This window comes from Planococcus faecalis, from assembly GCF_002009235.1.
In the GTDB taxonomy this organism is placed as follows: domain Bacteria; phylum Bacillota; class Bacilli; order Bacillales_A; family Planococcaceae; genus Planococcus; species Planococcus kocurii.
This window is the reverse complement of record NZ_CP019401.1, coordinates 601,789-626,587: the sequence shown is the minus strand read 5'-3', so window position 1 is coordinate 626,587 and position 24,799 is coordinate 601,789. Positions and strand designations below refer to the sequence as shown.

General features: G+C 43.7%; 23 protein-coding genes. 7 read left to right on the top strand and 16 right to left on the bottom strand.

Annotated features, from left to right (window positions below):
• The first annotated feature begins 18 nt into the window (after nucleotides 1–18).
• The 3 genes from AJGP001_RS03215 to AJGP001_RS03205 all read left to right on the top strand — a co-directional run bounded on the left by AJGP001_RS03215 (nucleotide 19) and on the right by AJGP001_RS03205 (nucleotide 2,285).
• Nucleotides 19–273 (top strand): SHOCT domain-containing protein, encoded by a 255-nt coding sequence (locus AJGP001_RS03215; protein ID WP_071154006.1) that lies wholly within the window; start codon nucleotides 19–21, stop codon nucleotides 271–273.
• Nucleotides 274–372: 99 nt separating this feature from the next.
• Nucleotides 373–699 carry a four-helix bundle copper-binding protein gene (locus tag AJGP001_RS03210; protein ID WP_071153982.1) on the top strand — a complete coding sequence of 109 codons (327 nt, stop codon included), beginning with the start codon at nucleotides 373–375 and terminating at the stop codon, nucleotides 697–699.
• 107 nt (nucleotides 700–806) lie between these two features.
• The gene (locus tag AJGP001_RS03205) at nucleotides 807–2,285 is read left to right on the top strand and encodes a phytoene desaturase family protein (protein ID WP_071153983.1); all 1,479 of its coding nucleotides are present in this window, start codon (nucleotides 807–809) and stop codon (nucleotides 2,283–2,285) included.
• A gap of 34 nt (nucleotides 2,286–2,319) precedes the next feature.
• On the opposite strand, the gene AJGP001_RS03200 is transcribed toward AJGP001_RS03205, so the two are convergent.
• From AJGP001_RS03200 to AJGP001_RS03190, 3 genes are read right to left on the bottom strand one after another with little or no spacing between them, the layout of a single operon-like run.
• Nucleotides 2,320–2,988, bottom strand: coding sequence for a response regulator transcription factor (locus AJGP001_RS03200; protein WP_177167588.1), 669 nt, complete (start codon nucleotides 2,986–2,988; stop codon nucleotides 2,320–2,322).
• Nucleotides 2,981–4,369 carry a sensor histidine kinase gene (locus tag AJGP001_RS03195; RefSeq protein WP_071153984.1) on the bottom strand — a complete coding sequence of 463 codons (1,389 nt, stop codon included), beginning with the start codon at nucleotides 4,367–4,369 and terminating at the stop codon, nucleotides 2,981–2,983. The genes AJGP001_RS03200 and AJGP001_RS03195 overlap by 8 nt, the downstream gene beginning before the upstream one ends.
• A gap of 34 nt (nucleotides 4,370–4,403) precedes the next feature.
• On the bottom strand, nucleotides 4,404–5,330 hold the full coding sequence (locus tag AJGP001_RS03190) for a F510_1955 family glycosylhydrolase (RefSeq protein WP_071153985.1): 927 nt from the start codon (nucleotides 5,328–5,330) through the stop codon (nucleotides 4,404–4,406).
• Nucleotides 5,331–5,463: 133 nt separating this feature from the next.
• On the opposite strand from AJGP001_RS03190, the gene AJGP001_RS03185 reads away from it, so the two are divergent.
• Entirely contained in the window at nucleotides 5,464–6,069 is a 606-nt protein-coding gene (locus tag AJGP001_RS03185) for a YdhK family protein (protein ID WP_071153986.1), read from the top strand.
• 542 nt (nucleotides 6,070–6,611) lie between these two features.
• Here AJGP001_RS03185 and AJGP001_RS03180 read toward each other — a convergent pair.
• The 10 genes from AJGP001_RS03180 to AJGP001_RS03130 form a co-directional block, all read right to left on the bottom strand.
• The gene (locus AJGP001_RS03180) at nucleotides 6,612–7,346 is read right to left on the bottom strand and encodes an SIS domain-containing protein (protein WP_071153987.1); all 735 of its coding nucleotides are present in this window, start codon (nucleotides 7,344–7,346) and stop codon (nucleotides 6,612–6,614) included.
• 25 nt (nucleotides 7,347–7,371) lie between these two features.
• A complete protein-coding gene (locus AJGP001_RS03175; RefSeq protein WP_006828617.1) occupies nucleotides 7,372–7,641 on the bottom strand; it encodes a phosphocarrier protein HPr in 270 nt (89 codons plus the stop codon).
• Nucleotides 7,642–7,659: 18 nt separating this feature from the next.
• Nucleotides 7,660–8,382: a GntR family transcriptional regulator gene (locus AJGP001_RS03170; protein ID WP_071153988.1), complete on the bottom strand. Its 723-nt coding sequence runs from the start codon at nucleotides 8,380–8,382 to the stop codon at nucleotides 7,660–7,662.
• Between the two features lie 5 nt (nucleotides 8,383–8,387).
• Nucleotides 8,388–9,128: a glucosamine-6-phosphate deaminase gene (nagB, locus tag AJGP001_RS03165; protein ID WP_071153989.1), complete on the bottom strand. Its 741-nt coding sequence runs from the start codon at nucleotides 9,126–9,128 to the stop codon at nucleotides 8,388–8,390.
• Complete coding sequence (gene nagA, locus AJGP001_RS03160; RefSeq protein ID WP_071153990.1) at nucleotides 9,125–10,294, bottom strand: N-acetylglucosamine-6-phosphate deacetylase; 1,170 nt, start codon at nucleotides 10,292–10,294, stop codon at nucleotides 9,125–9,127. Before nagA ends, nagB begins: the two co-directional genes overlap by 4 nt.
• A 64-nt stretch (nucleotides 10,295–10,358) precedes the next feature.
• Nucleotides 10,359–12,275, bottom strand: coding sequence for an N-acetylglucosamine-specific PTS transporter subunit IIBC (gene nagE / locus AJGP001_RS03155; protein WP_071153991.1), 1,917 nt, complete (start codon nucleotides 12,273–12,275; stop codon nucleotides 10,359–10,361).
• 729 nt (nucleotides 12,276–13,004) lie between these two features.
• Nucleotides 13,005–14,057 (bottom strand): DUF871 domain-containing protein, encoded by a 1,053-nt coding sequence (locus tag AJGP001_RS03145; RefSeq protein ID WP_071153993.1) that lies wholly within the window; start codon nucleotides 14,055–14,057, stop codon nucleotides 13,005–13,007.
• 47 nt (nucleotides 14,058–14,104) lie between these two features.
• On the bottom strand, nucleotides 14,105–15,484 hold the full coding sequence (locus AJGP001_RS03140; protein WP_071153994.1) for a PTS transporter subunit EIIC: 1,380 nt from the start codon (nucleotides 15,482–15,484) through the stop codon (nucleotides 14,105–14,107).
• A gap of 24 nt (nucleotides 15,485–15,508) precedes the next feature.
• A complete protein-coding gene (gene murQ / locus AJGP001_RS03135; protein WP_071153995.1) occupies nucleotides 15,509–16,393 on the bottom strand; it encodes an N-acetylmuramic acid 6-phosphate etherase in 885 nt (294 codons plus the stop codon).
• A 133-nt stretch (nucleotides 16,394–16,526) separates the two neighbouring features.
• On the bottom strand, nucleotides 16,527–17,375 hold the full coding sequence (locus tag AJGP001_RS03130) for a MurR/RpiR family transcriptional regulator (protein WP_058386324.1): 849 nt from the start codon (nucleotides 17,373–17,375) through the stop codon (nucleotides 16,527–16,529).
• A 178-nt stretch (nucleotides 17,376–17,553) separates the two neighbouring features.
• Here AJGP001_RS03130 and AJGP001_RS03125 point away from each other — a divergent pair, with 178 nt between their 5' ends.
• Nucleotides 17,554–18,882: a TrkH family potassium uptake protein gene (locus AJGP001_RS03125; RefSeq protein ID WP_078080145.1), complete on the top strand. Its 1,329-nt coding sequence runs from the start codon at nucleotides 17,554–17,556 to the stop codon at nucleotides 18,880–18,882.
• Between the two features lie 111 nt (nucleotides 18,883–18,993).
• On the opposite strand, the gene AJGP001_RS03120 is transcribed toward AJGP001_RS03125, so the two are convergent.
• Complete coding sequence (locus AJGP001_RS03120; protein WP_071153996.1) at nucleotides 18,994–20,115, bottom strand: NADH-dependent flavin oxidoreductase; 1,122 nt, start codon at nucleotides 20,113–20,115, stop codon at nucleotides 18,994–18,996.
• A 182-nt stretch (nucleotides 20,116–20,297) separates the two neighbouring features.
• Here AJGP001_RS03120 and AJGP001_RS03115 point away from each other — a divergent pair, with 182 nt between their 5' ends.
• On the top strand, nucleotides 20,298–21,326 hold the full coding sequence (locus AJGP001_RS03115) for an NADP-dependent oxidoreductase (RefSeq protein ID WP_071153997.1): 1,029 nt from the start codon (nucleotides 20,298–20,300) through the stop codon (nucleotides 21,324–21,326).
• A 159-nt stretch (nucleotides 21,327–21,485) separates the two neighbouring features.
• Here the strand turns inward: AJGP001_RS03115 and AJGP001_RS17685 are convergent, their stop codons facing one another.
• Nucleotides 21,486–21,617, bottom strand: a complete 132-nt coding sequence (locus AJGP001_RS17685; protein ID WP_256204315.1) for a hypothetical protein — start codon at nucleotides 21,615–21,617, stop codon at nucleotides 21,486–21,488.
• Nucleotides 21,618–21,673: 56 nt separating this feature from the next.
• A complete protein-coding gene (locus AJGP001_RS03110) occupies nucleotides 21,674–22,681 on the bottom strand; it encodes an LLM class flavin-dependent oxidoreductase (protein ID WP_071153998.1) in 1,008 nt (335 codons plus the stop codon).
• A 249-nt stretch (nucleotides 22,682–22,930) separates the two neighbouring features.
• Between AJGP001_RS03110 and msrA the strand changes: the two genes are divergently transcribed.
• Nucleotides 22,931–24,070 (top strand): peptide-methionine (S)-S-oxide reductase MsrA, encoded by a 1,140-nt coding sequence (gene msrA / locus AJGP001_RS03105; protein ID WP_078080144.1) that lies wholly within the window; start codon nucleotides 22,931–22,933, stop codon nucleotides 24,068–24,070.
• The last annotated feature ends 729 nt before the right edge of the window (nucleotides 24,071–24,799 follow it).

The window sequence follows — 24,799 nt, the reverse complement described above, 5'->3', positions numbered from 1 at the left end:
GAAGGGATGTTGAAGACAATGGGAGAATTTTTTACAGCTGGTAATCCAGTACTTGGTATTAGCATTGCTGTTGGATTTGTGGTTTTGTTAACTGCAATTGGAACAGCGCTTTGGTTTGCGCTAATCAAAGCACGCACAAAAGCAGCTAGTACCGAACCAAATGAAACAACTAAAGCAACTGACTTGTTGCGACAGAGCTATGTTAACGGTGACATAACGAAAGAGCAATACGATGAGCAATTGCGGAACTTGCAAAATCCAACCAAGAACTGAATGTGCAGTTTTTGTGGAGTTTCTCTCTTTCTGTTTAATTGACAATTAAAAGGGAAAGTGAGTAAGAGAAACAACAAACTGAAACTGGAGGTTTTATTGATGGCACATGAACAACATGCAGAACTGATCCAGACCTTGCACGATTGCGCAGCGGCGTGCAACCATTGTTTTGATGCGTGCTTACAAGAAGATGACGTGAAAATGATGGCGGGATGTATTCGTCTAGACCGAGAATGTGCGGATATGTGTGCATATCTAGAGCATGCGATTACCCGCAATTCGCCATTTGTGGCAGAACTTGCACAAGCATGCGCAGTAATTTGTGAAGCATGCGCAGCAGAATGTTCAAAACACGAACATGATCACTGCCAGAAATGTGCAGAAGTCTGTGCAAAATGCGCAGAAGCCTGTAAAAATGTAGCCTAATTTCTTCATTTAAAGCCCGGTGGCTAGTATGATTTCTAGCCACCGGGCTTTTGTGTTGGCAGGAATGATTATCTTTCGCCATAATGAAGAAAAAGGAGTGGATCTGAATGGCACGAACGGTATTAGTAGTAGGAGCTGGTATTGGCGGATTAACGGCTGGTTCGTTACTCGCAAAAGCAGGTTGGCCGGTAACGCTGTTGGAAGCTTCTTCTGAACTTGGCGGCTGCGCTAGCAAATTCAAACGCAATCACTATTTATTCCCTGTCGGTGCAACGCTCGGCATGGGGCTTGAATCCGGTGGTATCCACGACCGTGTTTTTCGCTACCTCGGCAAACCGCTGACGATTGAGCCGCTGGAACGCGTGATGGAAATGGTCCATCCCGAAGCGACTTTTGTTTTTCATAAAGATCGCGTGCGCCACGTCGATGAAGTCACAGCACACTTTCCTCAACATAACGACCAAATCCACGCATTCTACAAAGAAATTTTTCATACTGCGACCATCGTTCGTACCTTGATGGACCCGCTCCCAGTATTGCCTCCCACAACAGTTAAAGAATGGGCGTTTTTGACAACATCTATGCGTCCAAAACACCTGAAGCTATTGCCTTTTTTCAATCAAACCTTGGATCAGCGGCTAAAAAAACATGGACTTGCTGACTTAAAAGAATTTCGCCAAATGCTTGATGGGTTGTTGATTGATAGCATGCAAACCGGTAGTGAAAATGTGGCGTATTTATTGGCTGCGGTGGCACTCGATATTTATCACGAAGGTGCATACTACGTTCCTGGTGGCTTGTATCGTTTTGCTGAAATAATGGGCGACAGCCTGAAAGACAACGGCGGTGTACTCAAAAAACGCCGTACCCTTGAAAAGTTGGAACAACAAGGCGAACAATGGATTGCGACTGATCATCGTGGCAATGTCTACGAAGCAACCGACGTTATCCTCAATGTGCCGATTCAGCAATTGCCCCAAATTTTGGCACCCGAGTTGGTAGCCAAATTGAAATTTCCGCTACGCGATGGCATTGCGGGTGAAACGTGGACGACGATGACGCTGTATTTAGCAATCGATTCGACAAAACTTCAAGAGGCCTTACCACCGTTCCGTCAAATTTCTACGGGGGATGGGCTTGACGCAGGTGGTCATTTTTTCATGTCTTCTTCTGTTCCCGGTGACGAATTACGTGCGCCCGAAGGCTTTCAGACCGTGACGATTTCTACACATTCGCGCATTGAGGACTGGAACACACAAGAAAAATACGAGTCGAGTCGAACGGTTTTGACAGAGCGTATGCTCCAAGCCATTGAGAAGCTTATTCCAGAATTTCGTGCTTCTATTGTTCATATGGAAAGTGGCGCACCAAAAGCCTGGGAACGGTTTGCAGGTCGGACCAATGGGTTAGTCGGGGGATTTCCTCAAACTTTGGATGCAGCTTTGTTTCATTCGATTTCGCATCGTTCTGGATTGCCGAACCTGTATGTCTGCGGCGATCACATTTTTCCAGGTGGCGGAACAATCGGCGCAGCAGCTAGCGGCATTCACGCTGCACGCTCGGTTTCTGGCAAACGCTTGCTATAAAAAAAATGCCTGCAGAAAACTCTGCAGGCATTTTCTAATTGATCCATTTATAACCGATTCCCCACACCGTCTGGAAGTGTTCGTCCACAGGAAAGCCAGCTTGGCGCACTTTTTCACGGACATTGCGAACATGTGAATCGACCGTCCGTCCTTCTGTTTCTGAGTCGAAGCCCCAAACCAATTCCAAAAGACGGTCACGTTCGAATACTTTGTTTGGATTTTTCATTAACAGTCCCAGCATTGAAAACTCTTTCGGCGTCAGACGGATCAGTTGGTGATTATAGCTCAACTCGAAACGATCTTCTTCCCATACCAATCCTTTTAACTCGATTCGTTTTGCAGGAATCGTTCGGCGTAGTAAAGCTTCCATACGTGCTAGCAATTCTTCTTCACCGAAAGGTTTGGTCATGTAATCGTCCGCACCAAGGCGCAGTCCTTTCACAATATCTTCTTGTTGTTCGCGCGCTGTCAGCATAATGATTGGTACATTAGAAAATTCACGAATATTTCGACAGACTTCAAAGCCATCCATATCAGGCATCATGATGTCTAACAGTACCAAATCGAACACCTCGCTTTCCAGTAAATCCAGCGCCTGCTTGCCGCTATCCGCTTTTGAGCAAATATAATCATGTGGCTTCAAGTAAAGCGCCACTAAATCAAGCATCCGTTTTTCATCGTCTATTAACAATACTTTATGAATGGTCCACACCCCTTTTCAATTGGACAGTGACAGCTGTACCTTCTCCAAATTGACTGTCCATCCAAATTTGTCCACCGTGCGATTCCACAATTTCTTTGGCAATTGCTAGTCCAAGTCCCGATCCGCCACGTTCACGCGATCTCGATTTTTCCACACGGTATAACCGATCAAAAACAAACGGTAATTCTTCTTCAGGTATTCCCTGACCTTCATCGGTAATGCAAATGGTGATATCCCCTGCTTCTTGCCTGCATTCTATTGTTACGCGTCCTCCGGCGAAAGAATGTTTGCGAGCATTGTCTAAAATGTTCAACAGTACTTGTTGAATGCGTTCCGGGTCAATTGATGCCGGAACATCTTCCTCGCAGTTGACTGACAGTTCGATTTCTTGGTCATCAAATGCAGGCTTGACCAACACTGCGATCGAGGTCAATAATTCCACAATGGAAACGTCTTGTTTTTGAATCGTGAATTGATTGCGGTCGAGCTTCGCCAGTTCAAACAAATTTCCGACCAACACGGTCAAATGAGCCGCTTCTTCACGGATGATGCCCATGTATTCCTCACGTTCACGTTCTGTCGTGTCTGACCGGTCCAGAATATCAGCATACCCTTTAATATAAGTCAGTGGCGTTCGCAGTTCATGTGAAATACTCGATAGGAATTCATTGCGGGCATTTTTCAATCGATCAAGATCGGTCGATAATTTGGTGATGGCATTTGCTAATTCGCCAAGCTCATCGTTTCGATCACTCGTCAAATCCACTTGATTGTCTCCTTGACTCAATTGCTCAGTCGCTTCTTTCATGCGGATTAGCGGCAGTGTAATGATCCGCGACAACAGCAAAATTGTAACGATCGTTAAGAAAACTGTAATAATCCCGACTAATAAAAATTGGTTTTTCAAATGATCGACAATGCGCTTGATATCTTTAGTAGGTGCGAACATAAAGACATGGCCCACATGCTCGTCGTGAATCGTAATTGGACTGTCTGTTGCGATATAGCGCTTTTTTTGCCAATTTTTTTCAACTATTTTACCGTAAATTGGCATTTCCGCAAAATCAGTATGTTTTAATACTGTCAACATCTCTGGTTCTAAGGCATCCGAATTGATTAAAATCTCGCCCTCTCCGTCGGTAATGACCGCAATAAAGTCAGTTGCTGCTTCCATCATGCCTACGTGTTCTAGCGTCATTTCTTCAAAACTGTCTTCTAATACTTCACTATGTGTGTCACCACGCGCTAATAGATTTTCCATCACTTCTTCAACGCGTTCATCAACTAACGTAAAATACAGCGTTGAAAACAAAAATGCTTCAATAATTAAAATAAAAACAAAAAACAATAACCCAATTTTCAACGATAATTTATTGAACATAGCAACCTCCATCGTTATGAAGCATCTCTCTTCATTACTCCACTTGTCCAGCTTTCAGAATTTGCTGCCACTTATCATTTTCAAAAACAAAGGCGTGGCCAGCTGCTGTATAAATGACCCGTTCTGTTGCGTCAGACGGATTTTGCGCGATGTACAAAACTCCGTCTTCTGGCAGGTCAGGCAACTCGAGCATCTGCTGCTCACCATTTCCCCAAGTATACTGGATGAGCTCTGCTTGTGTACTGAAAGTTGCAAAATACAAAGTGTCTTCACTGAAAAACACAGCAGTTCCGGTGAGGCCCTCTTCTGTCAACAATGTGAAGGTGTCCCCGCCATCTTCCGATAAGAAAATTCCTGCCGTCGTCGCTGCAGCAATCAATTGAGAATCGCTTGGGTGCATGGCAAAAGAAGAAATGTCCCCTTGTAACCCAGATCCATCGACTTGGCTCCAATCTTTCCCTTTATCTTCGCTGCGGAAATACCCAGGTCCCATCATTGAATTTTGCTGTGGATTCATCACAAACATGTGATGACTTTGGTAACCAACTGCCATGCCATGAAAATCGGTTTCACCTTCAAAACCCATATGATTTAACGAGCGACCGCCGTCATCGCTGCGCTGGATGCCCATCGGATTTTGCATCATTGAACCGGATCCTGGGTGTCCTGATGTATAAAAGCCATCATCCACCGCATTAAATCCCATGTAATCATGCGTATTATCACTCGTCTCAAACCACTCCCCATCACGGTAAATTTTCAAGCCTTCGTGTGATGCAAAATACAAGCCGTCTTCATTTTCAATATAATTCATCCCATGAACATGATCCATCTGGCCGTTGAATGCTACTTCAAATTCCTCTGTATTTTTGTCGACTTTGGCAGTAGACGTCTCCGTTTCTCCACAACCCGCAAGCAACAAACTTGTCAGTAAAAAAAGCCATACCCCATTCTTATTCATTACACTCAACCTTTCATCGCTTGATTTTTTTTATTATAGAGGAAAAGTTTTGAGTTTCGGTGCAGATTCTGCACAGTATTTGCATAATTTCTGGGTAAAGTAAAATAATTCATATAATGAAAGAGGGATTTAGATGATGAAAAACAAGTTTTTGTTAGTAACCATGTCAACTTTAACGGCCATTACGTTAGCAGCTTGTGGTGATACAGAAGAAACTGAAATGAATCCAGCCGACCCTGATAATCAAAACGAGATGAATGAAGAAATGGATAAAGATACAGAAGAAGATATGGGTCATGGAGACATGAGTCATTCGAGTTCTGGCGAAGTGCCCGAAGGACTGATGGAATCTGCCAATCCCACATTCGAAGTTGGCAGCCAAGCTAGCATAAGTGCTGACCACATGGCGGGCATGGATGGTGCTGAGGCGACCATCGTCGGCGCTTACGACACGACGGTTTATGCGTTGAGTTTTACACCTACTACTGGTGGTGAGCCTATTGAAAATCACAAATGGGTCATTCACGAAGAGTTAAAAGATGTGGGCGACACGCCACTAGCAGCGGGTGACAAAGCTGTTATTGCCGCGGATCACATGGCAGGCATGGATGGTGCCGAAGCGACAATCGACTCTGCCGAAGAAACCACCGTTTACATGGTCGACTTTACGACTACCGACAGTGGCGAGAAAGTGACCAATCATAAATGGGTAACCCAAAGCGAATTATCCGCTAAATAAATCAAAAATCCCCTGCTTTTTGCATAGGGGATTTTTTAATGTGCTTGGTTGTGCGCTGACGTTTGGTTACGCTCGCTCAACGCAAAATATGCACGGTTCCACACCGCTTATGCACGCTCAACGCGAAATATGTACGTTCCACACCGTTTACGCTCGCTCAGTGCGAAATATGCACGTTCCACATAACTTACGCTCGCTCAGCGCGAAATATGCACGGTTCCACAACACTTACGCTCGCTCAACGCGAAATATGCACGGTTCCACACCGCTTACGCACGCTCAACGCGAAATATGCACGGTTCCACACCGCTTACGCACGCTTAGCGCGAAATATGCACGTTCCACAACACTTATGCACGCTCAGTGCGAAATATGCACGTTCCACAACACTTATGCTCGCTCAGCGCGAAATATGCACGTTCCACAATACTTACGCTCGCTCAGCGCGAAATATGCACGTTCCACAATACTTACGCTCGTTCAAAAAAAGCACCATTACACAAAAAAGCACGGCAGGAAAATCCTGCCGTGCGCTCAGACCGTCAGGACAGCAGCGAAATACGCTCACTATACGTCTCGATCAATTTGCTATTATGCTCGTCTGCTCCGTCGATATTGCCACTTAAGAAGATTGGTGGGGCAAAGCCTGCGTCCGCCATTTCTTTAATAGCTTCGGCGAAAATGGCATTCAGGATAGTTGCTCCGACGACAGTGGACGTAGGGCCAAATGGAATTTCAACGCCTTCGTACGCTAAGACCGCATCACCCAAAACCGAATGATTATCAATCACCAGATCCACCGTATTAAACAGGTGTTTGCCTGTTTCGTGCCGTGAAGACTGGCTTCTGGAATATTCGAGTGAAGTGAGGCCGACAACAAACGCGCCTTTTTCTCGAGCAGCTAATGCTACGTCTATTGGCACAGGGTTACGCCCTGAAGTCGAAATAACAAAGACGATGTCACCTGGACGAAAGTCCTGATCTTGCAAGAAGCTTGCTGCGTAATCATGTTGACGTTCCAGTAGGGAAGATTGAACCGCCCCTTCGTGAAGCATGAGCGGCTCGATGAAAATCGGTTTGATTGGCACGAGTCCTCCTGCACGATAGAACACTTCTTCCGTTAAAACATGCGAATGACCGCAACCGAACAAATGAATGATGCCCCCAGCTTGAATCGCGGTCGCTACTTTTTTGGCAGCCGCTAGCATTGTTGGTTTTTCATTTTTTTCCACAGTCTCGAGACGTTCTTGTACTTGCTTGAAATAACGAGTCAACATAGTAATTTACCTCCAGCACACTTACTTATGCTTCTCCTAGTCCTTCAGCCACAATCAATTCGTCAACTTTAGCCATTAGTGATTCTTCATCGCTGCCGTCAGCTGTAATTTTGACCGTGTTGCCTTTTGAAACACCTAGTGACATCACACCCATAATTGATTTCAAATTGACTTCTCTTTCTTTATAAAGCATTTTTACGTCTGCAGAAAATGGCGATACTGCGCCGACTAATTTGGATGCTGGACGAGCGTGAAGTCCCTCGTCGCTAGTAATGGTGTACGTTTTTTCAATCATGTTCATTTCTCCTTTTGATTATCTTTGAATGTCTGTTGTAAATTTATAACGATCTGCACGATATGTACTACGAACCACTTCAAATGGAACATCACCAGCTAAATAACTGATGCGTTCAATCATTAAAATAGCTGCAGGTGATTTGATTTGCAACAGCTCAGCATCTTCTTTTTTCACCAGTCCCGCTTCCATTCGTTGGGTAGCATGACTAATTTTCAGGTGCTGGTTATTTTCAATCATCGCATACAGTGACCCTTGCAGCAAATCTGGCTGCAGTCCAGGAAATCGGTCGACTGGCAAATACGTTCGTTCGATTGCCATCGTTTTGTCATCGGCAAAGCGAATACGTTCAATAAAATATACTTGATCGGCAGCAGCCAATCGCAAGTCAGCCGCTATATCAATATCCGGGACCAATATTTCAAACCTAATTATTTTATTGCTCGGTACCATGCCACGCGCCTTCATATCTTCCGTAAAGCTCGTCAAACCATTTAATGGCTGCTCCACTTTCGGAGAAGCCACAAATGTGCCACGTCCTTTTTCTCGGTACAACAAACCGTCATTGACTAAATTTGTGATAGATTGACGTACCGTCATCCGGCTGACGCCGAAACGCTCGGTCAGTTCTCGTTCAGAGGGAATTGCTGTGCCGATAGGAAAGTCGCCTTGCTGAATTTGTTGCTTCAACTGTTCTTCTATCTGACTGTAAATCGGAATCGGCGATTGTTTGTCCAGCACAGCGATCACTCCTCTTTTGCCGTCACTAAGCTATAAGCATCTTTGTCTACAATCAGTGTGACGTGATTGTGTTCCCATAAAAATGAAGCCGGAAAATCGGTGCTAATGCGGCCTTCTAAAAATCGTTTTACTGCCTGTGCTTTGTTTTTGCCAGAAGCCAGAACGACAATTTGTTCACTTTTTAAAATAGATTGGATGCCCATCGTAATGGCATGAGTTGGTACTTCGTCACGATCACTGAAAAATCGTGCATTGCTATTGCGTGTTGATGCCTCAAGTTGAACACAATGAGTCACACTCGTTTCAGGTGTACCGGGTTCGTTAAAGCCGATATGACCATTCATTCCCATGCCGAGAATTTGTAAATCGGGTGGTCCGATTTTGTCGATTAACTCCTCATAACGTTGGCATTCCGCTTCTACTGGAACCGCTTTGCCATTTGGAACATAGGTATTTTCAAACATAATATCGATATGTTGAAATAATTTTTCATTCATAAAATAGCGGTAACTATTCGGGTGATCTCCTGACAATCCACGGTACTCGTCCAAATTGACGGTCCGGATATGCTTGTAAGAAATGTTCCGTTCGTTGACCCCTTGAATCAATTTTTCATAAAGACCAAGTGGAGTCGAGCCTGTTGCAAGCCCCAGCACCGAATGGTCATTTCTTTGGATTTGTTGTTCGACTAATTGTGCCGCCTTGCTGCTCATCTCTTCGTAGTTTTCGACGCAGATCAGTTTCATTTTTGACACTCCTTCTGGTAAGCGATAGTTCCTTTGCAAATGGTCATTTGGACTGTGAAGCTGTTGTCTAGTATCGCTATATCGGCGTCCAGATCAACTTGTATTTTGCCTTTATTCGAAAGCTTGAGATCTTTTGCTGCGTTGGCTGAAGTCATTGCCACCAGCTCGTTTAAGCTACAGCCTGTGAGTGACTGGACATTTTGAACAGCTTTTTCCATCGTCAGAATGCTGCCGGCCAACGTCCCATCGGCAAGCCGTGCATCTTTGTTAGTAACTTGTACATCTTGTCCACCCAAGTCATAAACACCCGGTGGTAGACCTTTGGCGCGCATGGCATCGGTGATAAGGATCAGTCGTTCTGCTCCTTTTTGGCGGAAAGCTAGTTCAACAGAAGAGGCATGACTGTGAATGAAATCAGCAATTACTTCTACGGTTAAGCTTTCTTCTACTAACGCCGCACCGACTACCCCTGGATTGCGGTGATGAAATGGACTCATTTGGTTGTACAGATGCGTCACGTGACTGGCACCTGAACGAACCGCTGCTTGCACTTCCTCAAATGTAGCATCTGAATGGCCAATCGATGCAATGATGCCCTCATCCGTCAAACTTTTAATCACCGCCAATCCATTTGTTGTTTCTGGAGCAATTGTCAGCAAACGAATTTGGTTGCCGCTAAGTTTTTGCCAGTTTTGGAATTGTGTTAAAGACGGCTCGATAATATGTTCAATTGGCTGTGCTCCGGCTCGTTTATCGGAAATGAACGGTCCTTCTAAATGGACACCCAGCATTTCGGCTTGTCCATCCTGTGCTTGAAACTTCTCGATGTTTTGCAAAGCCGCTGAAATTGCGCTGTCTGTTTGAGTCATCGTCGTTGCCAGAAAACTCGTTGTGCCTTCTTTTGGCAATGCCCCGGCTAGTCCTGCTAACGCTTCCGGTGTCGCATCCATCGTATCGTGCCCTGCAGCTCCGTGAATATGAATGTCAATAAATCCAGGAAACGCTGTCCAATTTTTGCCGATTGCGTCTACATAGCTATCTGCTTGAGCATCGATTTTTTCAGCAACTCGACTTATTTTTCCGTCTTCAATGAGGATATCCCCAACGAAGCTTTGGTTAATAGCATCTGCAATGGTAATGCCTGAAATTAATATACGGTTCTTCATGTAGACCACTCCTTGCGAAAAACCAGGAAAATCGCGGTGGATGTCCCTGGTTTTCCGGCTCGTATTATTCGACTTTCAAAATCGAAGCTGTTCCTTGTTCTTGGAAACCATTTTTTAACATCGTTACTTTTTGTTCTGTTAAGTTTGTGAAAATCACAGGCGTCGCAACAGATGGCGCATTGGCTTTTAAGAATGTTAAATCTAGTTTCAGCAAGGCATCTCCGCGTTGAACAAGTTGACCTTGTTCTACCAAAGTCTCAAAACCTTCACCTTTAAGTTTTACAGTATCCAAACCAACATGAATCAATAATTCAATTCCGGTATCTGTTTCGATACCAATGGCATGTTTTGTTGGGAATACGCTAACAATACGACCATCAACTGGCGAATGGAGAACGTTGCCTGTTGGCATAATCGCAAAGCCTTGCCCCATCATGCCTTGTGCAAATACATCATCTGGCACTTCTGATAGTGGAATAATTTCTCCTTGAATCGGCATTTCAAAATCTTTAGCAATAATTTGTTTCATTGCAGGTTCTTCTGTTGTTTCGTTTTTCGTACCAGCAGCTTCAGAACTAGCAGCTGGAGCTGGATTGCCATTTGCTAAGCGCGGCTTCATGGCATCTCCTAGAAATTCAACAGCTGTGCCGATTACGACTTGTACGTTTGTTTTATTGATTTTCATAACGCCCATAGCACCATGACGTTTCAATTCTTTTTCATTGACCAAATCAGAATCTTTAACAGTCATGCGTAGGCGTGTCGTACAATAACCGACTGCAGTAATATTATCGACACCGCCAAGTCCTTCAATTGTGTGGTAGGCTCTTACATCAACTGCTGTATTGCTTGAGCTTGCATTTTCTGCACCCTCTTCGTCCTCATCTTCACGACCAGGCGTTTTCAAATCCAATTTAAGAATCAAGAAGTAGAAGATAAAGAAGTAAATAACGCCGACCACTAACCCCATGACCAGTAGCAGCAATGGATTTTTGGCTAAGCCATAGTTCAAGACAAAGTCAATCGCTCCGGCAGAGAAACCGAAACCGTGATGGATATCCAATGCATAAGCAACCATCATCGAACCACCGGTTAACAATGCATGGACAACATATAAAATTGGAGATAAGAACATGAACGAGAACTCAATTGGTTCTGTAATTCCTGTTAAAAACGATGTAAAAGCGATACTGAACAACATACCCCCAACGATCGCTTTGCGTTCTTTTTTAGCAGTTGCATACATAGCGAGACACGCTGCAGGTAGACCAAACATCATAATCGGGAAGAAACCAGATAGGAATGGACCCGCTGTTGGGTCACCTTTTAGGAAACGGTTAATTTCTCCGCGCACAACTTCTCCAGAAGCATCGGTAAATGTTCCGAAATCAAACCAGACAACCGTGTTGATGACGTGATGCAAACCAGTCGGTAGCAATAAACGGTTCAAGAAACCATAAGCACCTACACCGAACATGCCTGCATTTAAAATCCACTCCCCTGCACTGTCGATTCCTTCTTGAATCGGAGGCCAAGCGTAACCCAGTAACCCAGCTAAAATGGTCATGGTCGCAGCGGTGATTATTGGCACAAATCGCCGTCCCCCAAAAAACGCAAGCCATTGCGGGAATTTCACATTGTAGAATTTGTTGTATAAAAGACCTCCGACGATACCGGATAAAATACCAGCAAAAACACCCATGTTGATTGTTTCGTTAATCGTTACGATCGACGAAGTCAGTACAAGATAAGCAACCGCACCGGCTAAAGCCGCTCCGCCGTTACCATCATGAGCAAGGCCCATAGCGATACCAATCGCAAAAATGATGGCCAAGTTATCGATAATACCAGCACCGGCAGCCGACATAAACGGAATACCAAGCAAATCATCTTGTCCGAAGCGCAACAGTAATGCAGCTGCAGGCAATGTAGCAATCGGGAACATCAACGATTTCCCTATTTTCTGTAGAAAGCTGAACATAAATTTCCACCCCTTTAATGTATTCTTAATTTTCACTATAGCCACAATCGGTATAGTTGTCTATACCAATTTGAGAATTAATGAAAATAAAGTAAGCGTTTTCTTATGAATGCAGAAAAACTTTGGCGTTTTTTATATAGCGGAACTTGGATGGCACGGGTAGCGAGGAAATTAGGGCGTCTTGAGATTGGCTCTTAGCGCACGGCATGTTTTTCTGCCGTGCTTTTTTGTGTAATTGGGGGATTACGGGGAACGTGCATATCCCTCTTCCGAGCGTGCGTATTTTTCCAGGAGCGTGCATATCCCTCTTCCGAACGTGCGTATTTTTCCAGGAGCGTGCATATCCCTCTTCCGAGCGTGCGTATTTTTCCAGGAGCGTGCATATCCCTCTTCCGAACGTGCGTATTTTTCCAGGAGCGTGCATATCCCTCTTCCGAACGTGCGTATTTTTCCAGGAGCGTGCATATCCCTCTTCCGAACGTGCGTATTTTTCCAGGAGCGTGCATATCCCTCTTCCGAACGTGCGTATTTTTCCAGGAGCGTGCATATCCCTCTTCCGAACGTGCGTATTTTTCCAGGAGCGTGCATATCCCTCTTCCGAACGTGCGTATTTTTCCAGGAGCGTGCATATCCCTCTCCCACTCAACACCGAACGAGATTTTCTCCGCAAAAAACTGCAGCTAACTCGAACTAATCGAGTTAGCTGCAGTTTGAAAAGCTAATTTCTCTTCAAATCCACTTTATTTGAAATTTAACTCCGCCTTTTATGAATGCTAGTAAAGCAAGATCTTCTTCTATCACTTTGCCAATCACATTCACTTTATCATCAGCTGGCAAATCCCTTTTTGTAATTTGCAGCTCACCTCTATAGCGTCCGTACTGTTCATTATCCACGGTGATGCTTCCTTTACTTCGAAAAATAGTGTTTTCGGGCTTTAGTAAATGAGTGCCGACCAAGCCATATTGACGAGATTCCATTGACCGAATGCAATCACGAGCAGCATCCCACCGATTGGTTTGAGCCGGCATCTCATCTAGTTGCACAAAATTCTTTGCTCTTAGAAAAATTACACCTTGCCCAAACACCTCAAATTGCTGCAAGCTTTTCTCGCTGAGCGTGATATCACCAATCAGTACTTTATCCACTGCCCCATTTTCTTTTAAATGTAGATACGCTTCAAAAGGAGCCATTCCCCGATGTTCTTCTAAAGTTGGTAACCCTTTGTACAAAGGGCCTCGAAGAGTTTCGTCTCCCGGGATAAACGCCATTACCGTCAAGCCTTCGCTTTTTAACCATAGATTTGTTTTCACAAACTCCATAGCATCTAACCCAGTTTCTGGTCGCGGATAAAAATTATGCCACATTTCTACAGTTTCTTTCTGCATCCCTGATTCCACTAGTGCAGCAAGTCCCTCTTTAGTCAATGTGCTGGCGTTTAATGCAATTTTCATCTTGTGCGACAAAGCAGCAATTATTTGGTCATCGACTCCATAATCAATTCGTAAACCAGTGACGCCCCAGTCCAACAAACCTTCTGCATTGTCCCAATCAAAGCCAAGGTATATCAAAGATTGTGGTGCAATGTCTGCTACTAACTCCATATCAAATTGCTGCGCCCAGTTTCCTAGTTGCTGCAATCGTTCTTTGTAGAGGCGCGGATTGTCCTCTGGTATATGGAGTGAAGTAAAAATAGCGGTAAATCCGTTTTTGCTCAACCGTTCAATATAAGGTTTTAAGTGTGTGAAAGACTTATCCCCCAAATACACCGAAATACCAAGCATTTTGTCAGCTCCTCTGAATAGAAAAAAGAGAGATTTCTCTCCCTTTTTTAAATACCTTCTGCCATCTCTTCTTTGAATCCAAACAGATATGTAAAGATGAATCCAAAAACATACGAAACAACCAATCCAACAAAGTACCAAACATATTTATTTTCAGCAATTAAAGGAATCAATGAAATACCAGATACTCCGATTCCAAGAGCGGCGGTCTGCATAACTGCTTGGAACGCGCCTCCAAATGCAGCTCCCATACAAGCTGTAATAAACGGTCGACCCAGTGGTAATGTCACCCCGTAAAGCAGCGGTTCGCCGATACCGAGAAAACCTACAGGCAATGCGCCTTTAATAATATTCTTTAAACGTTGATTTTTTGTTTTCACAAATACCGCAATCGTTGCACCAACTTGACCTGCTCCAGCCATTGCTAAGATCGGCAGTAACGCTGTCGCACCTACAGTGTTCATCAACTCTAAGTGAATCGGTGTCAGTCCATGGTGCAAACCAAGCATAACTAGCGGCAAGAAGAATCCTGCCAGAACCGCACCCGCTAGAGCGCCACCAACATCAAGTACAGAAGTTAATACGGTCATGATGCCATCTGATAAAACACCTGCAACTGGTACAATCGCATAAAGAGCGAAGAATCCGACGATTAATAGCGTAAAGAGTGGTGTAAATAAAATATCGACCGAACTGTGCATCACTTTACGAACATTCTTCTCAACAAACGTCATCAACCAAGCAGCAAAGATGACACCAAACAATCCGCCTCTGCCCACAATTAATGGTTCTCCGTAAATCACAATATCCGCAAGCATTGGATTAAACAAAATTCCGCCGGCAATCGCGCCTAGTACCGGTGTTCCTCCAAATTCTTTTGCTGTGTTCCACCCAACTAAAATCGCTAAGTAGGCAAATACCGTGCTGCCGAGCAATAATAAAATCTGCATCCATGTTTCCGTTCGATCAGCACCACCATTTATTGCAAAGTTAGCTGCTCCGTTAATCAGTCCCGAAGCGACTAATCCAGGAATCAATGGAATAAAGATATTTCCTACACTACGCAAAAACAATTTGAAAGGTGTTTTGTTTTTTTCTTTTAATTTCGCTTTTTTCATCACGGCTTTTTCTTCGAAACTCATGTTATCTTCATTAGCATCGGCCATTTCCCCAATGGCCAGTCCCGTTTCGTTGCTCATTTCAGCCGCTACTTTATTAACCGTACCCGGGCCTATAACAATTTGAAGCGTATCGTCTTCGACAACACCCATTACCCCGTCTACACGCTTGAGTTCATTAAGATTTACTTTGCTGTCATCTTTAAGTGATAATCTCAATCGTGTCATACAATGCGCGACTTGCTGAACATTCTCTTTCCCACCAATTTTCTCGAGAATATCCTTCGCCATTTGTTGTTCTTTTTTCATACAACCCCTCCGCTCCCCTAACTGTTATAAAGCTTTGCGAACAAATCCACCTGCTATTTCCAGTTTTTCAATTGCTTGTTCTTTTGTACAATCTAGTAAACTCATCACAATTGCTGTCTTCACGTGACCATCCGCTTTTTCATAAAAATGCTCTGCAGCATCGTAATCGACTTGCGTTGCATCCATAATAATCCGTTTGGACCGCTCAATCAGTTTTGCGTTCGTCGCTTGGACATCAACCATCAAATTCCCATAAACTTTCCCTACGCCAATCATCGCAGCTGTTGAAATCATATTGAGTACGAGCTTTTGAGCAGTTCCGGCTTTTAGACGTGTAGAACCCGTTAATACTTCTGCACCTGTTTCGATCTCGATTGCGGTATCGGCAAATTCACTGATTTCCGATTGTGTATTGCAGGAAACGGCGACTGTCCCCGCACCCATTTGTTTAGCATATTGAAGTGCGCCAATAACATAGGGTGTACGACCACTTGCTGCAATACCGACAACTGTATCATTTTTCGTTAAAGAAACCGCTTTCAAATCATCCATTCCGAATTGACGACTATCTTCCACACCTTCAATCGCTGTCTTTATCGCTTCTGCACCACCTGCAATAATTCCAACGACTTGATTTGGTGAGACACCAAAAGTCGGCACACATTCAACTGCATCCAAAATTCCTAAACGCCCACTCGTTCCAGCGCCAATATAGATCAATCTGCCCTTCGCCTTAAAGGAATGGATTACTTTTTCAACCGCTTCTTCAATGCTCGCCAATTCTTTTTCAATGATTCCTGGAACACTTTTGTCTTCCTGGTTCATCGTTTTCAATATTTCTAGCACTGACATTTCATCCATTTTCATGGTGTTGTTGTTACGCTTTTCTGTGGACAAGTTTTCCAGCATCAGCTCACCCCTTCTTTGCATTTATTTGTTGTCTTCATTCTATCCTCAAGAAATTTAATGTCAATATATTTTAAATAAATAATGAATTTTAATTTCATAAAACTCTATAAAAAAAGAGCCGAATCATCGACTCTTATCTTCTCAAGCGTTCCATTTCACCGCGTGCATCATAATATTGCTGCAATACTTTTTCTCCAACATGATGGAAAATACTCAAATACAAGGTATCGATCACAGTCAATTGCGTCATACGAGAAGCAAGACTGCCAATGCGAAAATCTTGTTCGACGTTTGGTGTACATAAGTGAACATCCGCTTCTTTGTATAAAGGAGATTTGCTAAGTGTGGTGATAGCAATAACAGTCGCGCCTTTTCTTTGAGCGAATCGAGTAAGCTCTAGCACATCTTTTGTTTTACCGGATGTACTAATCGCAACAAAAACATCCTTTTCAGTCAAATGCGGAATCACAGAAAGCATATGATGGAAATCCAATGAAGTAATCGAGTGATACCCAAGTTTCGTGAATTTATATTGCGCATCGACTGCAGCTGTTGAAGAACCGCCAACGCCAAAAAATACGATTTTTCGTGCATCGCGAATTGCATCTACCGCTTTGGTTAACTCTTTGCGATCGAGTGAATCGGCACAAGATTCAATTGCTGACTTGTTGACATGAATTACTTTATGAAAAAGATCATAGGGCGAGTCTTTTTTATTTAATACTGAAAAATCCGTTAAACTTGTATCTGTTAAAGTTAAGTCTTTCATCAAAGCAAGCTTAAAAGATTTATAACTTCCAATACCGATAGACTTACAAAAACGAATAATGGTCGCTTCACTCACAGCTGCTTTTTTTGAAAGTTCTTTTGTCGTCATATGAGGAACCGCTTCAGAATTCCCAAGAACATACTCTCCAATGCGACGCTCTGCTTCCGATAATTCCAAAAGCGCTTGTTCGATTTTCTGTCTTAAAGAAGTCATTTTGAACCTCCTGTAATTCTGTTTGTATATGCTGAATCTACTATCTTAAACTCTTTTGCTCATCTTATATAGCATACACGATTTTTTTAGTAGTCAGCTATTTTTTTGTTGACAGTTTCTTGAAACAAGCATAGAGTAGGCTCATATTTTATTTCTATAGGATGAGGAAGTGTCTGGTATGCAGTCCTGGAAAAAAAAGCGGATGTCGATTTCTCCTCCTTTAGTCATTTCCGGAAGTTTTCTGTTTTTGATTATGACAGGCACATTGTTGCTGAAACTCCCTTTCGCAACAACACAGCCAATTTCTTGGACTGATGCCTTATTTACCGCTACATCCGCTACGACCGTGACAGGTCTTAGCGTTTTTGACCCCGCCACGGTTCTTACCGGATTTGGCGAATTGGTTCTATTGGTATTGATTCAATGCGGCGGCATCGGCTTGATGACTTTCGCGGTTGCGATTCTCATCTTGTTCCGTAAAAAGGTTGGCCTTCAAAACCGAATTTACCTGCAGGAATCGTTAACTCAAAGTTCAATCGGCGGCGTTGTTAAGCTCGTCAAATCGATTTTGACATTTGCTTTAACCGTGGAAGCTGTCGCGACTGTCTTACTGACTATTTACTGGACCCCTGAATTCGGCTTTAAAGATGCACTCAACTACAGTGTCTTTCACGTCATTTCCGCTTTCAACAACGCAGGATTTTCATTGTTTCCTGATAATATGATCAGCTTTGCTGGAGATCCACTAGTCACTATCTTACTATCCTCATTGTTTATTATCGGGGGCATTGGATTTACAGTCGTTATGGATATCGCACAAAAAAAATCATTTCATCGTTGGTCTTTGCACACGAAACTGATGATTGGGGGCACTCTGATTTTGAATGCTGTCGCGACAATTGTCATTTTCATTTTGGAGTATAATAATCCTGGGACACTTGGTAACATGTCCTTATACGAAAAATTATCGACTTCTTATTTTAGTGCGGTAACCCCGCGAACTGCCGGATTTAATATGTTGAACTACGGCGAACTTGAAGACCCGACTTTATTGTTCACGATGTTGTTAATGTTTATTGGTGGTGGTAGCGCTTCGACAGCTTCGGGCATTAAACTCACTACGTTTATTGTCGTCATTTTAGCGACTGTTTCATTCTTGAAGTCACGCCGCGAACCTGAGCTTTTCGGTCGCTCAATTCGACTTGAAACGGTCATTCGTTCACTTGCCATTACTACCATCAGCGTCTTGCTCGTCGTTCTCTTCCTATTTTTGTTGACTGTGTCAGAAAAAATTCCGTTCTTGCCGCTCGCCTTTGAAGTGGTATCCGCCTTTGGTACGGTCGGCTTATCTATGGGCATCACAGGAGACTTGAGTAGTATCGGCGAAGTGCTTTTGAGCCTCGTGATGTTTACGGGTCGCATTGGACCATTGACGCTTTTCTTTATTTTAATGAAACCTCGCAAAGAAAATTATCGGTATCCATACGATCCTGTATTTACTGGATGATATAAAAACGCAGCTCCCTGTATTTCTGGAGCTGCGTTTTTGTATTTACTCTATTTCCTGCTAACTAACGAGCAATGTTCAATTACAGTTGAGCGCTTAAACCTTGTCAGATCAATTATCTGCGACTTTAATCATTCCGTAGGAAGTAATCAAGTTCCACATATTTTGCGGAATATCCAATTTACCGACCATTTGTTGGGTAATCGCCGGATGGATTTCTTGTTCTTTTCCTTGTCTTACTTTATCCGTCCACTCAGGATCAATTAGCGCTTGACGTCCGAAGACGACAATATCTGCGCCTTCTGCCAAAGCCGTTAACGCATCTTCTGGTGTTTTAATGCTGCCGACTGCTACAAAAGCGGCACGGCCATTGATTTGATCCGCTAAGATGCGAACGATGCTATCGCCTTGTTCAGCGCCTTTTGGTGTTTTCTTGAATTCGAACAGCGATACATGAATATAATGGATACCACGTTGAACCAATTCTTCGACGAGTATCTTCGTTTCTTCTATTGTATAGCCCGTCGATTTTTCATTGTTTTCTTCTGGTGATAGACGGTAGCCGACAATAAATTGCTCATCCGCATATTTTGCGACCGTGTCTTGAACTTTCTTCATGACAGCAAGTGGGAATCTCATGCGATTTACTAGACTGCCGCCCCATTGATCTTCACGCTGATTGGTAACCTTCGATACAAATTGCTGGAGCAAGTACGTATTGGCGCCGTGAATTTCCACACCATCAAAGCCCGCTTCGATTGCTCTTTTAGTCGTTGCCCCAAAATCTTCGATAATTGCGTAGATTTCTTCTTCCGTCAATTCGCGCGGTGTTGGCTTGCCCGCTTCTCCTACAGCACTTGGCGCTACGGTTTCATTGGCTTTTATCAATTCAGGCTGTCCTTGACGTCCGCCATGCTGCATTTGCAAAATCGCTTTGCTGCCTTTTGATTTCATTTCTTTTGCCAATTGTTTTAGGCGTGGAAGTGCGCTGTCGTCAAACCCGATAAATTGGTTTGGAAACGCAATGCCATTTTCTGAAACGGCGATGCACGCTGTAATGTATAAACTACCTAAACCTGCACGACGATTGTAATACGTTAATTCTTCGTCTGAAACAGTCCCGTCTCTATTTCCCGAATAAGTTGTCATCGGGGCTACACCCAAACGATCGTTTAATACTACGCCGTTTGGCAAAGTAATTTCATGGAATAACTCTTTATATAATGGTTTCATGGAAGTTCCTCTTTTCTTCGTGCTCATCTTCTCCGAAAGCTATCGGTATTTCAAAATAGCATATGAATTTTAAGGAATCAAGAATACGCGCTCGCTTCTTTTTTCGGTACATTATTTTTGACCACCTCTACTCCCAGTGGTACGCTTTTCATCGAATCTACATACATAAGGAGGAATTTTCCATGACCGTTCAAAAATATAAAGAAATTCATTTAGTGAATCGTCCTGAGGGCATGCCGACAAACGACGATTTCAAATTTGTTGAGAAAGAAATTCCGACACCAGGCGAAAACGAAGTCCTATTGAAGACTCTTTACCTATCAGTTGATCCGTATATGCGCGGTCGAATGAGAGACATAAAATCATACATTCCACCATTCCAGCTAAACGAAGCTTTAGTCGGTGGCGTGTTAGCTGAAGTTGTTGAATCACATTCGGATTTATTTGAAAAAGGGGACATTGTCAGCAACAACCTTAGCTGGTCGGAGTACAACGTGGCGAATGCCGCCAAACTTCAAAAAGTTGATCCAACTGCAGCATCTATCACAGCACATTTGAGTGTTCTTGGATTGACTGGACTGACTGCTTATTTCGGATTGCTCGACATTGCTAAACCTCAAGCTGGTGAAACGGTTGTTGTTTCTGGCGCAGCAGGTGCAGTCGGTTCTATCGTTGGCCAATTGGCGAAAATCAAAGGTGCACGTGCTATCGGCATCGCAGGCTCTGATGACAAAATTGATTACTTGATCAACGAACTCGGTTTTGACGCAGCTGTTAATTACAAAAAAGACAGCTTTAAAGAAGACTTGATAGCCGCTCTTCCAGATGGTGTTGATGTTTACTTTGATAATGTCGGTGGTGACATTTCCGATGCAGTCATGAATGAGTTAAACAAGCATGCGCGTGTTACCGTGTGCGGCGCAATTTCTTCTTACAATTCTGTAGATGGGGATGTTGGCCCCCGCATTCAAGGTCAATTCATCAAAACAAGCGCAATGATGAAAGGCTTCACACTCGGCGATTACGCCAAAGATTTACCAACAGGCGTTGTGGCACTGACGCAATGGCTACAAGAAGGTAAATTGAAATACGATGAAACGATTGTCGAAGGCTTTGAAAATACACCGGATGCGTTTCTCGGCCTATTTAAAGGCACCAATCTCGGCAAACAATTGGTCAAAGTCGCTGATCCTGAGTTTGCTAAGCTATAAAACGATGAAAAAGCCGCCTAGTTTAGGCGGCTTTTTCCATTTATTGGCGATACTGTCGAGAATGCGTGGAATACTGTCCGATTTGTCTTGAATACTGTCCGTTTTGAGCCACATACTGTCCAATTTCAAGAAATACTGTCCGAATCGTCAAATCCCCTCTTATCGGTACACTTCCAAAACGATTCGCAAAACTAAACGCGGGATATAAAATAAAATCTCCAGACCTTCAAGAATCACATCAAAAATCCACCAGCGATTCTTCTTTTCTTTCTCCTTCGTTTTGATTTCCATCTACCACGCCGCCCTTTCTACTTTTTTACTTTATACGTAGCAAGCAAGGATTGGTTTCATTTTTCAGATAAATCGAATGCCGATGCCAATAAACGCAATACGTTCATGCGATTCGTTATACCTGAAATGTTTGGAATGATGGTGATTTCATCTGGCTCAAAGCGTTCAGCAATCTCTTCAATTTGCTCTTTCACCTGTTCAGCGGTACCAATCAACATGCGCTTACGATTGCGTTCGATTTTTTCTTGCTCACTTGCGCTAAAGCCACGTTTTCGAGCCGTTTCAATCGATGGATAATAGGGCGGTGGTGAATCCGACTCAATAAACAATAACCACAAATCAAACGCGGTCGCCAACGCCTCCGCTTGTTCCATCGTTTCGGCAACTACTGCAAAAACAGCAATGATGACTTGCGGTTGCTGTAAAAATACCGAAGGCTGAAAGTTTGAACGATAAGTTTTTATGACATCCACTGCTTGTTCAGACGGTTTTGCGAAATGCGCATAGGCATAACTCATCCCTTTTTCAGCAGCAAGCCGGGCACTTCCAAATCCTGTACCAAGAAGCCACAATTCAGGTGCTGTTTCAATCGTCGGCATTACTTGTAAGGCTTGAAAACGATGTTCGCTCGTTATATCATCTGAAAAATACTTTTGAAGGTCCGTCAACTGTTGTTCATAGGGCAACCGTTTTGTTTTGCTTTCATTCAATGCTTCGTTGACGATTCGGTAGCTGCGCGAACGCCCGATGCCGAGATCGATGCGCTCCGGGTGCAAGGCTTCAAGTAGACGAAAGTTTTCTGCAACTTTATAAGCACTATAATGAGGTAGCATGACACCACCTGAACCGATGCGAATGGTTTTTGTAGAAGTCGCCAAATGCATCATCAACAGTTCGGGCGAGCTGCCAGCAACTGAGTCGACTTTATGGTGCTCAGCTACCCAAAAACGCTTGAATCCAAGCTTTTCTGCTAGCTGTGCAAGTTGAGTCGTTTGTTTGAGCGCAACTGACGCTGTCTGTCCTTCATCAATAGGTGAATAATCCAAGACGTTCAGTAGAACCATTTGCCTGCACTCCTTTTCATTATACTTAAAGCCTAGCATGCAAATCGATGTCCTTTCTACTTTGCTGTCCCGCAAATCTTACAGATACACTTCTAACTTAATATATCTATTCTGTGACAGCTGCCGCAATTTAACAGTTATTTCCGAATCGCTTCAGTTCCCCTTTTTCTGACATTCTATTACACTAAAGATAATAAAAATGGAAAAGCGCTTACACGTCCCTCCACCAAGAAAGGCAGGAGCTTCACTATGAAAAAACTCTCATTTGCAGGTTTTATTGTTTTAGTATTATTGGTACTTTCAGGCTGTTCTACTTCGAATGCTTCCGAGTCTAGCAGTTCAGCTTCTGGGCAAGCAACCAATACAAGCACTTCTAAATTTCCGGATAATCCGAATGTGGACCTCGAGTTCGATACCGATAAATTGCAGGATATCTATTTGGCCGGCGGCTGCTTCTGGGGAGTCGAAGCTTATATGGCACGCGTTTACGGCGTTTATGATGTAACGTCAGGTTATGCCAATGGCAATACCGAAAATCCGACTTACGAAGAAGTTATCCGTGAAAACACTGGACATGCTGAAACCGTTCATGTTCGTTACGACCCAGAGCGTGTCGATTTGGAGAAGCTACTCGGCCATTACTTCATGATTATCGATCCAACACTCTTGAATCAGCAAGGCAATGATCGCGGCGAACAATACCGCACAGGAATTTATTATGAAAATGAAGATGATCGAGCTGTTATCGATAAGGTTTTCGCAGCCCAAAAAGAGCGCTACGATGAGCCGATTGTTACAGAAGTTGAACTGCTGGATAATTATTATTTAGCTGAAGAATACCATCAAGATTACCTTGAAAAAAATCCAGATGGCTACTGTCATGTTGAGTTTGATACGTTAGAAGGTCAAGAGGTAGAAGGCGACGCACAGTCGGTAATCGACCCGGCACTTTACCCGAAACCGAGTGACGAAGAACTAAAAGCAACATTGACTGATATTCAATACGATGTAACACAAAAAGACGATACGGAGCGCGCTTTTTCTAGCGAATACGACGGCTTTTATGAGCCCGGTATTTATGTAGATATCACCACTGGAGAACCGCTTTTCTCTTCTGCAGATAAATACGATTCCACAACAGGATGGCCGAGTTTCACGAAGCCAATCGATCCGGCAGTTGTCACCGAGCATGATGACGGTTTTCTCTTCCTGCAACAAACCGAAATCAGAAGCCGCACTGGCGATAATCATTTAGGCCACGTTTTTACTGACGGTCCGGAAGACAAAGGTGGCTTACGCTATTGCATGAACGGTGCAGCGCTATTGTTTGTACCTGAAGCAGATATGGAAGCAGAAGGCTACGGCTTTTTGTTAGATAAAGTAAATTGATTTACAATGCCAAAAGGGCAGTTAGCATTTAGCTGACTGCCCTCAGGTCGTAGACAAAAGAATATTTACGTTAGTTAAAGAATAAATAGTCATTGCATCTTGTATATACTGGATTCTGTGCTCCATGCGGACGCTTTCCGCGGACGAAGAGCGCTGAGCCTTCTCGTCGCAAGCTTCTGCGGGGTCTCATCACTTCGTTCTTCCGCAGGAGTCGCCGCATTGAGCTCCGAATCCTTGAGAGAGTGCTTATGAAAAGTAGATTCGTTAGTTACTCTCGCTGATTTGAGACCGCGGAAAGCAAAGTGACCGGACCTGTTGGATTATACACGACTATTCATTTTTTATAGACTTTGTCTACAGTCTAAGGGCAGTCAGCATTTAGCTGACTGCCCTTTTTCTATTTATAGCTGGTGAATTATGAGTCTCAGAAATACTCACTTTAGATAGAATCGCCAGTGGCTACACGGCTGCTTCCGCTTTTCTTTGTCCAGGCTCCAGCGCCCAGCTCTTTGGGTCATAAGCCAACCCAGCTCTGTGGCAAAGTGCGCCACTTCGCTGGTCTGTCTTATGCCCGGCAGAGCTACACGGGCGCTTGCGCTTTTCTTCTTTGTCTAGACTCCAGCAGCCAGATTCTAGGGTCATAAGCCACTCTGGCTGTGCGGCAAAGTACGCCACTTCGCCAGCGCGTCTTATGCCCGTCGAATCTACACGGCTGCTTCCGCTTTTCTT

Bases quoted from the DNA above. Each gene is read 5' to 3' on its own strand.
- AJGP001_RS03215 (WP_071154006.1), top strand. From the start codon at position 19: ATGGGAGAATTTTTTACAGCTGGTAATCCAGTACTTGGTATTAGCATT.
- AJGP001_RS03210 (WP_071153982.1), top strand. From the start codon at position 373: ATGGCACATGAACAACATGCAGAACTGATCCAGACCTTGCACGATTGC.
- AJGP001_RS03205 (WP_071153983.1), top strand. From the start codon at position 807: ATGGCACGAACGGTATTAGTAGTAGGAGCTGGTATTGGCGGATTAACG.
- AJGP001_RS03195 (WP_071153984.1), bottom strand. From the start codon at position 4,369: ATGTTCAATAAATTATCGTTGAAAATTGGGTTATTGTTTTTTGTTTTT.
- AJGP001_RS03190 (WP_071153985.1), bottom strand. From the start codon at position 5,330: ATGAATAAGAATGGGGTATGGCTTTTTTTACTGACAAGTTTGTTGCTT.
- AJGP001_RS03185 (WP_071153986.1), top strand. From the start codon at position 5,464: ATGATGAAAAACAAGTTTTTGTTAGTAACCATGTCAACTTTAACGGCC.
- AJGP001_RS03180 (WP_071153987.1), bottom strand. From the start codon at position 7,346: ATGTTGACTCGTTATTTCAAGCAAGTACAAGAACGTCTCGAGACTGTG.
- AJGP001_RS03175 (WP_006828617.1), bottom strand. From the start codon at position 7,641: ATGATTGAAAAAACGTACACCATTACTAGCGACGAGGGACTTCACGCT.
- nagB (WP_071153989.1), bottom strand. From the start codon at position 9,128: ATGAAACTGATCTGCGTCGAAAACTACGAAGAGATGAGCAGCAAGGCG.
- nagA (WP_071153990.1), bottom strand. From the start codon at position 10,294: ATGAAGAACCGTATATTAATTTCAGGCATTACCATTGCAGATGCTATT.
- nagE (WP_071153991.1), bottom strand. From the start codon at position 12,275: ATGTTCAGCTTTCTACAGAAAATAGGGAAATCGTTGATGTTCCCGATT.
- AJGP001_RS03145 (WP_071153993.1), bottom strand. From the start codon at position 14,057: ATGCTTGGTATTTCGGTGTATTTGGGGGATAAGTCTTTCACACACTTA.
- AJGP001_RS03140 (WP_071153994.1), bottom strand. From the start codon at position 15,484: ATGAAAAAAGAACAACAAATGGCGAAGGATATTCTCGAGAAAATTGGT.
- murQ (WP_071153995.1), bottom strand. From the start codon at position 16,393: ATGCTGGAAAACTTGTCCACAGAAAAGCGTAACAACAACACCATGAAA.
- AJGP001_RS03130 (WP_058386324.1), bottom strand. From the start codon at position 17,375: ATGACTTCTTTAAGACAGAAAATCGAACAAGCGCTTTTGGAATTATCG.
- AJGP001_RS03125 (WP_078080145.1), top strand. From the start codon at position 17,554: ATGCAGTCCTGGAAAAAAAAGCGGATGTCGATTTCTCCTCCTTTAGTC.
- AJGP001_RS03120 (WP_071153996.1), bottom strand. From the start codon at position 20,115: ATGAAACCATTATATAAAGAGTTATTCCATGAAATTACTTTGCCAAAC.
- AJGP001_RS03115 (WP_071153997.1), top strand. From the start codon at position 20,298: ATGACCGTTCAAAAATATAAAGAAATTCATTTAGTGAATCGTCCTGAG.
- AJGP001_RS17685 (WP_256204315.1), bottom strand. From the start codon at position 21,617: ATGGAAATCAAAACGAAGGAGAAAGAAAAGAAGAATCGCTGGTGGATT.
- AJGP001_RS03110 (WP_071153998.1), bottom strand. From the start codon at position 22,681: ATGGTTCTACTGAACGTCTTGGATTATTCACCTATTGATGAAGGACAG.
- msrA (WP_078080144.1), top strand. From the start codon at position 22,931: ATGAAAAAACTCTCATTTGCAGGTTTTATTGTTTTAGTATTATTGGTA.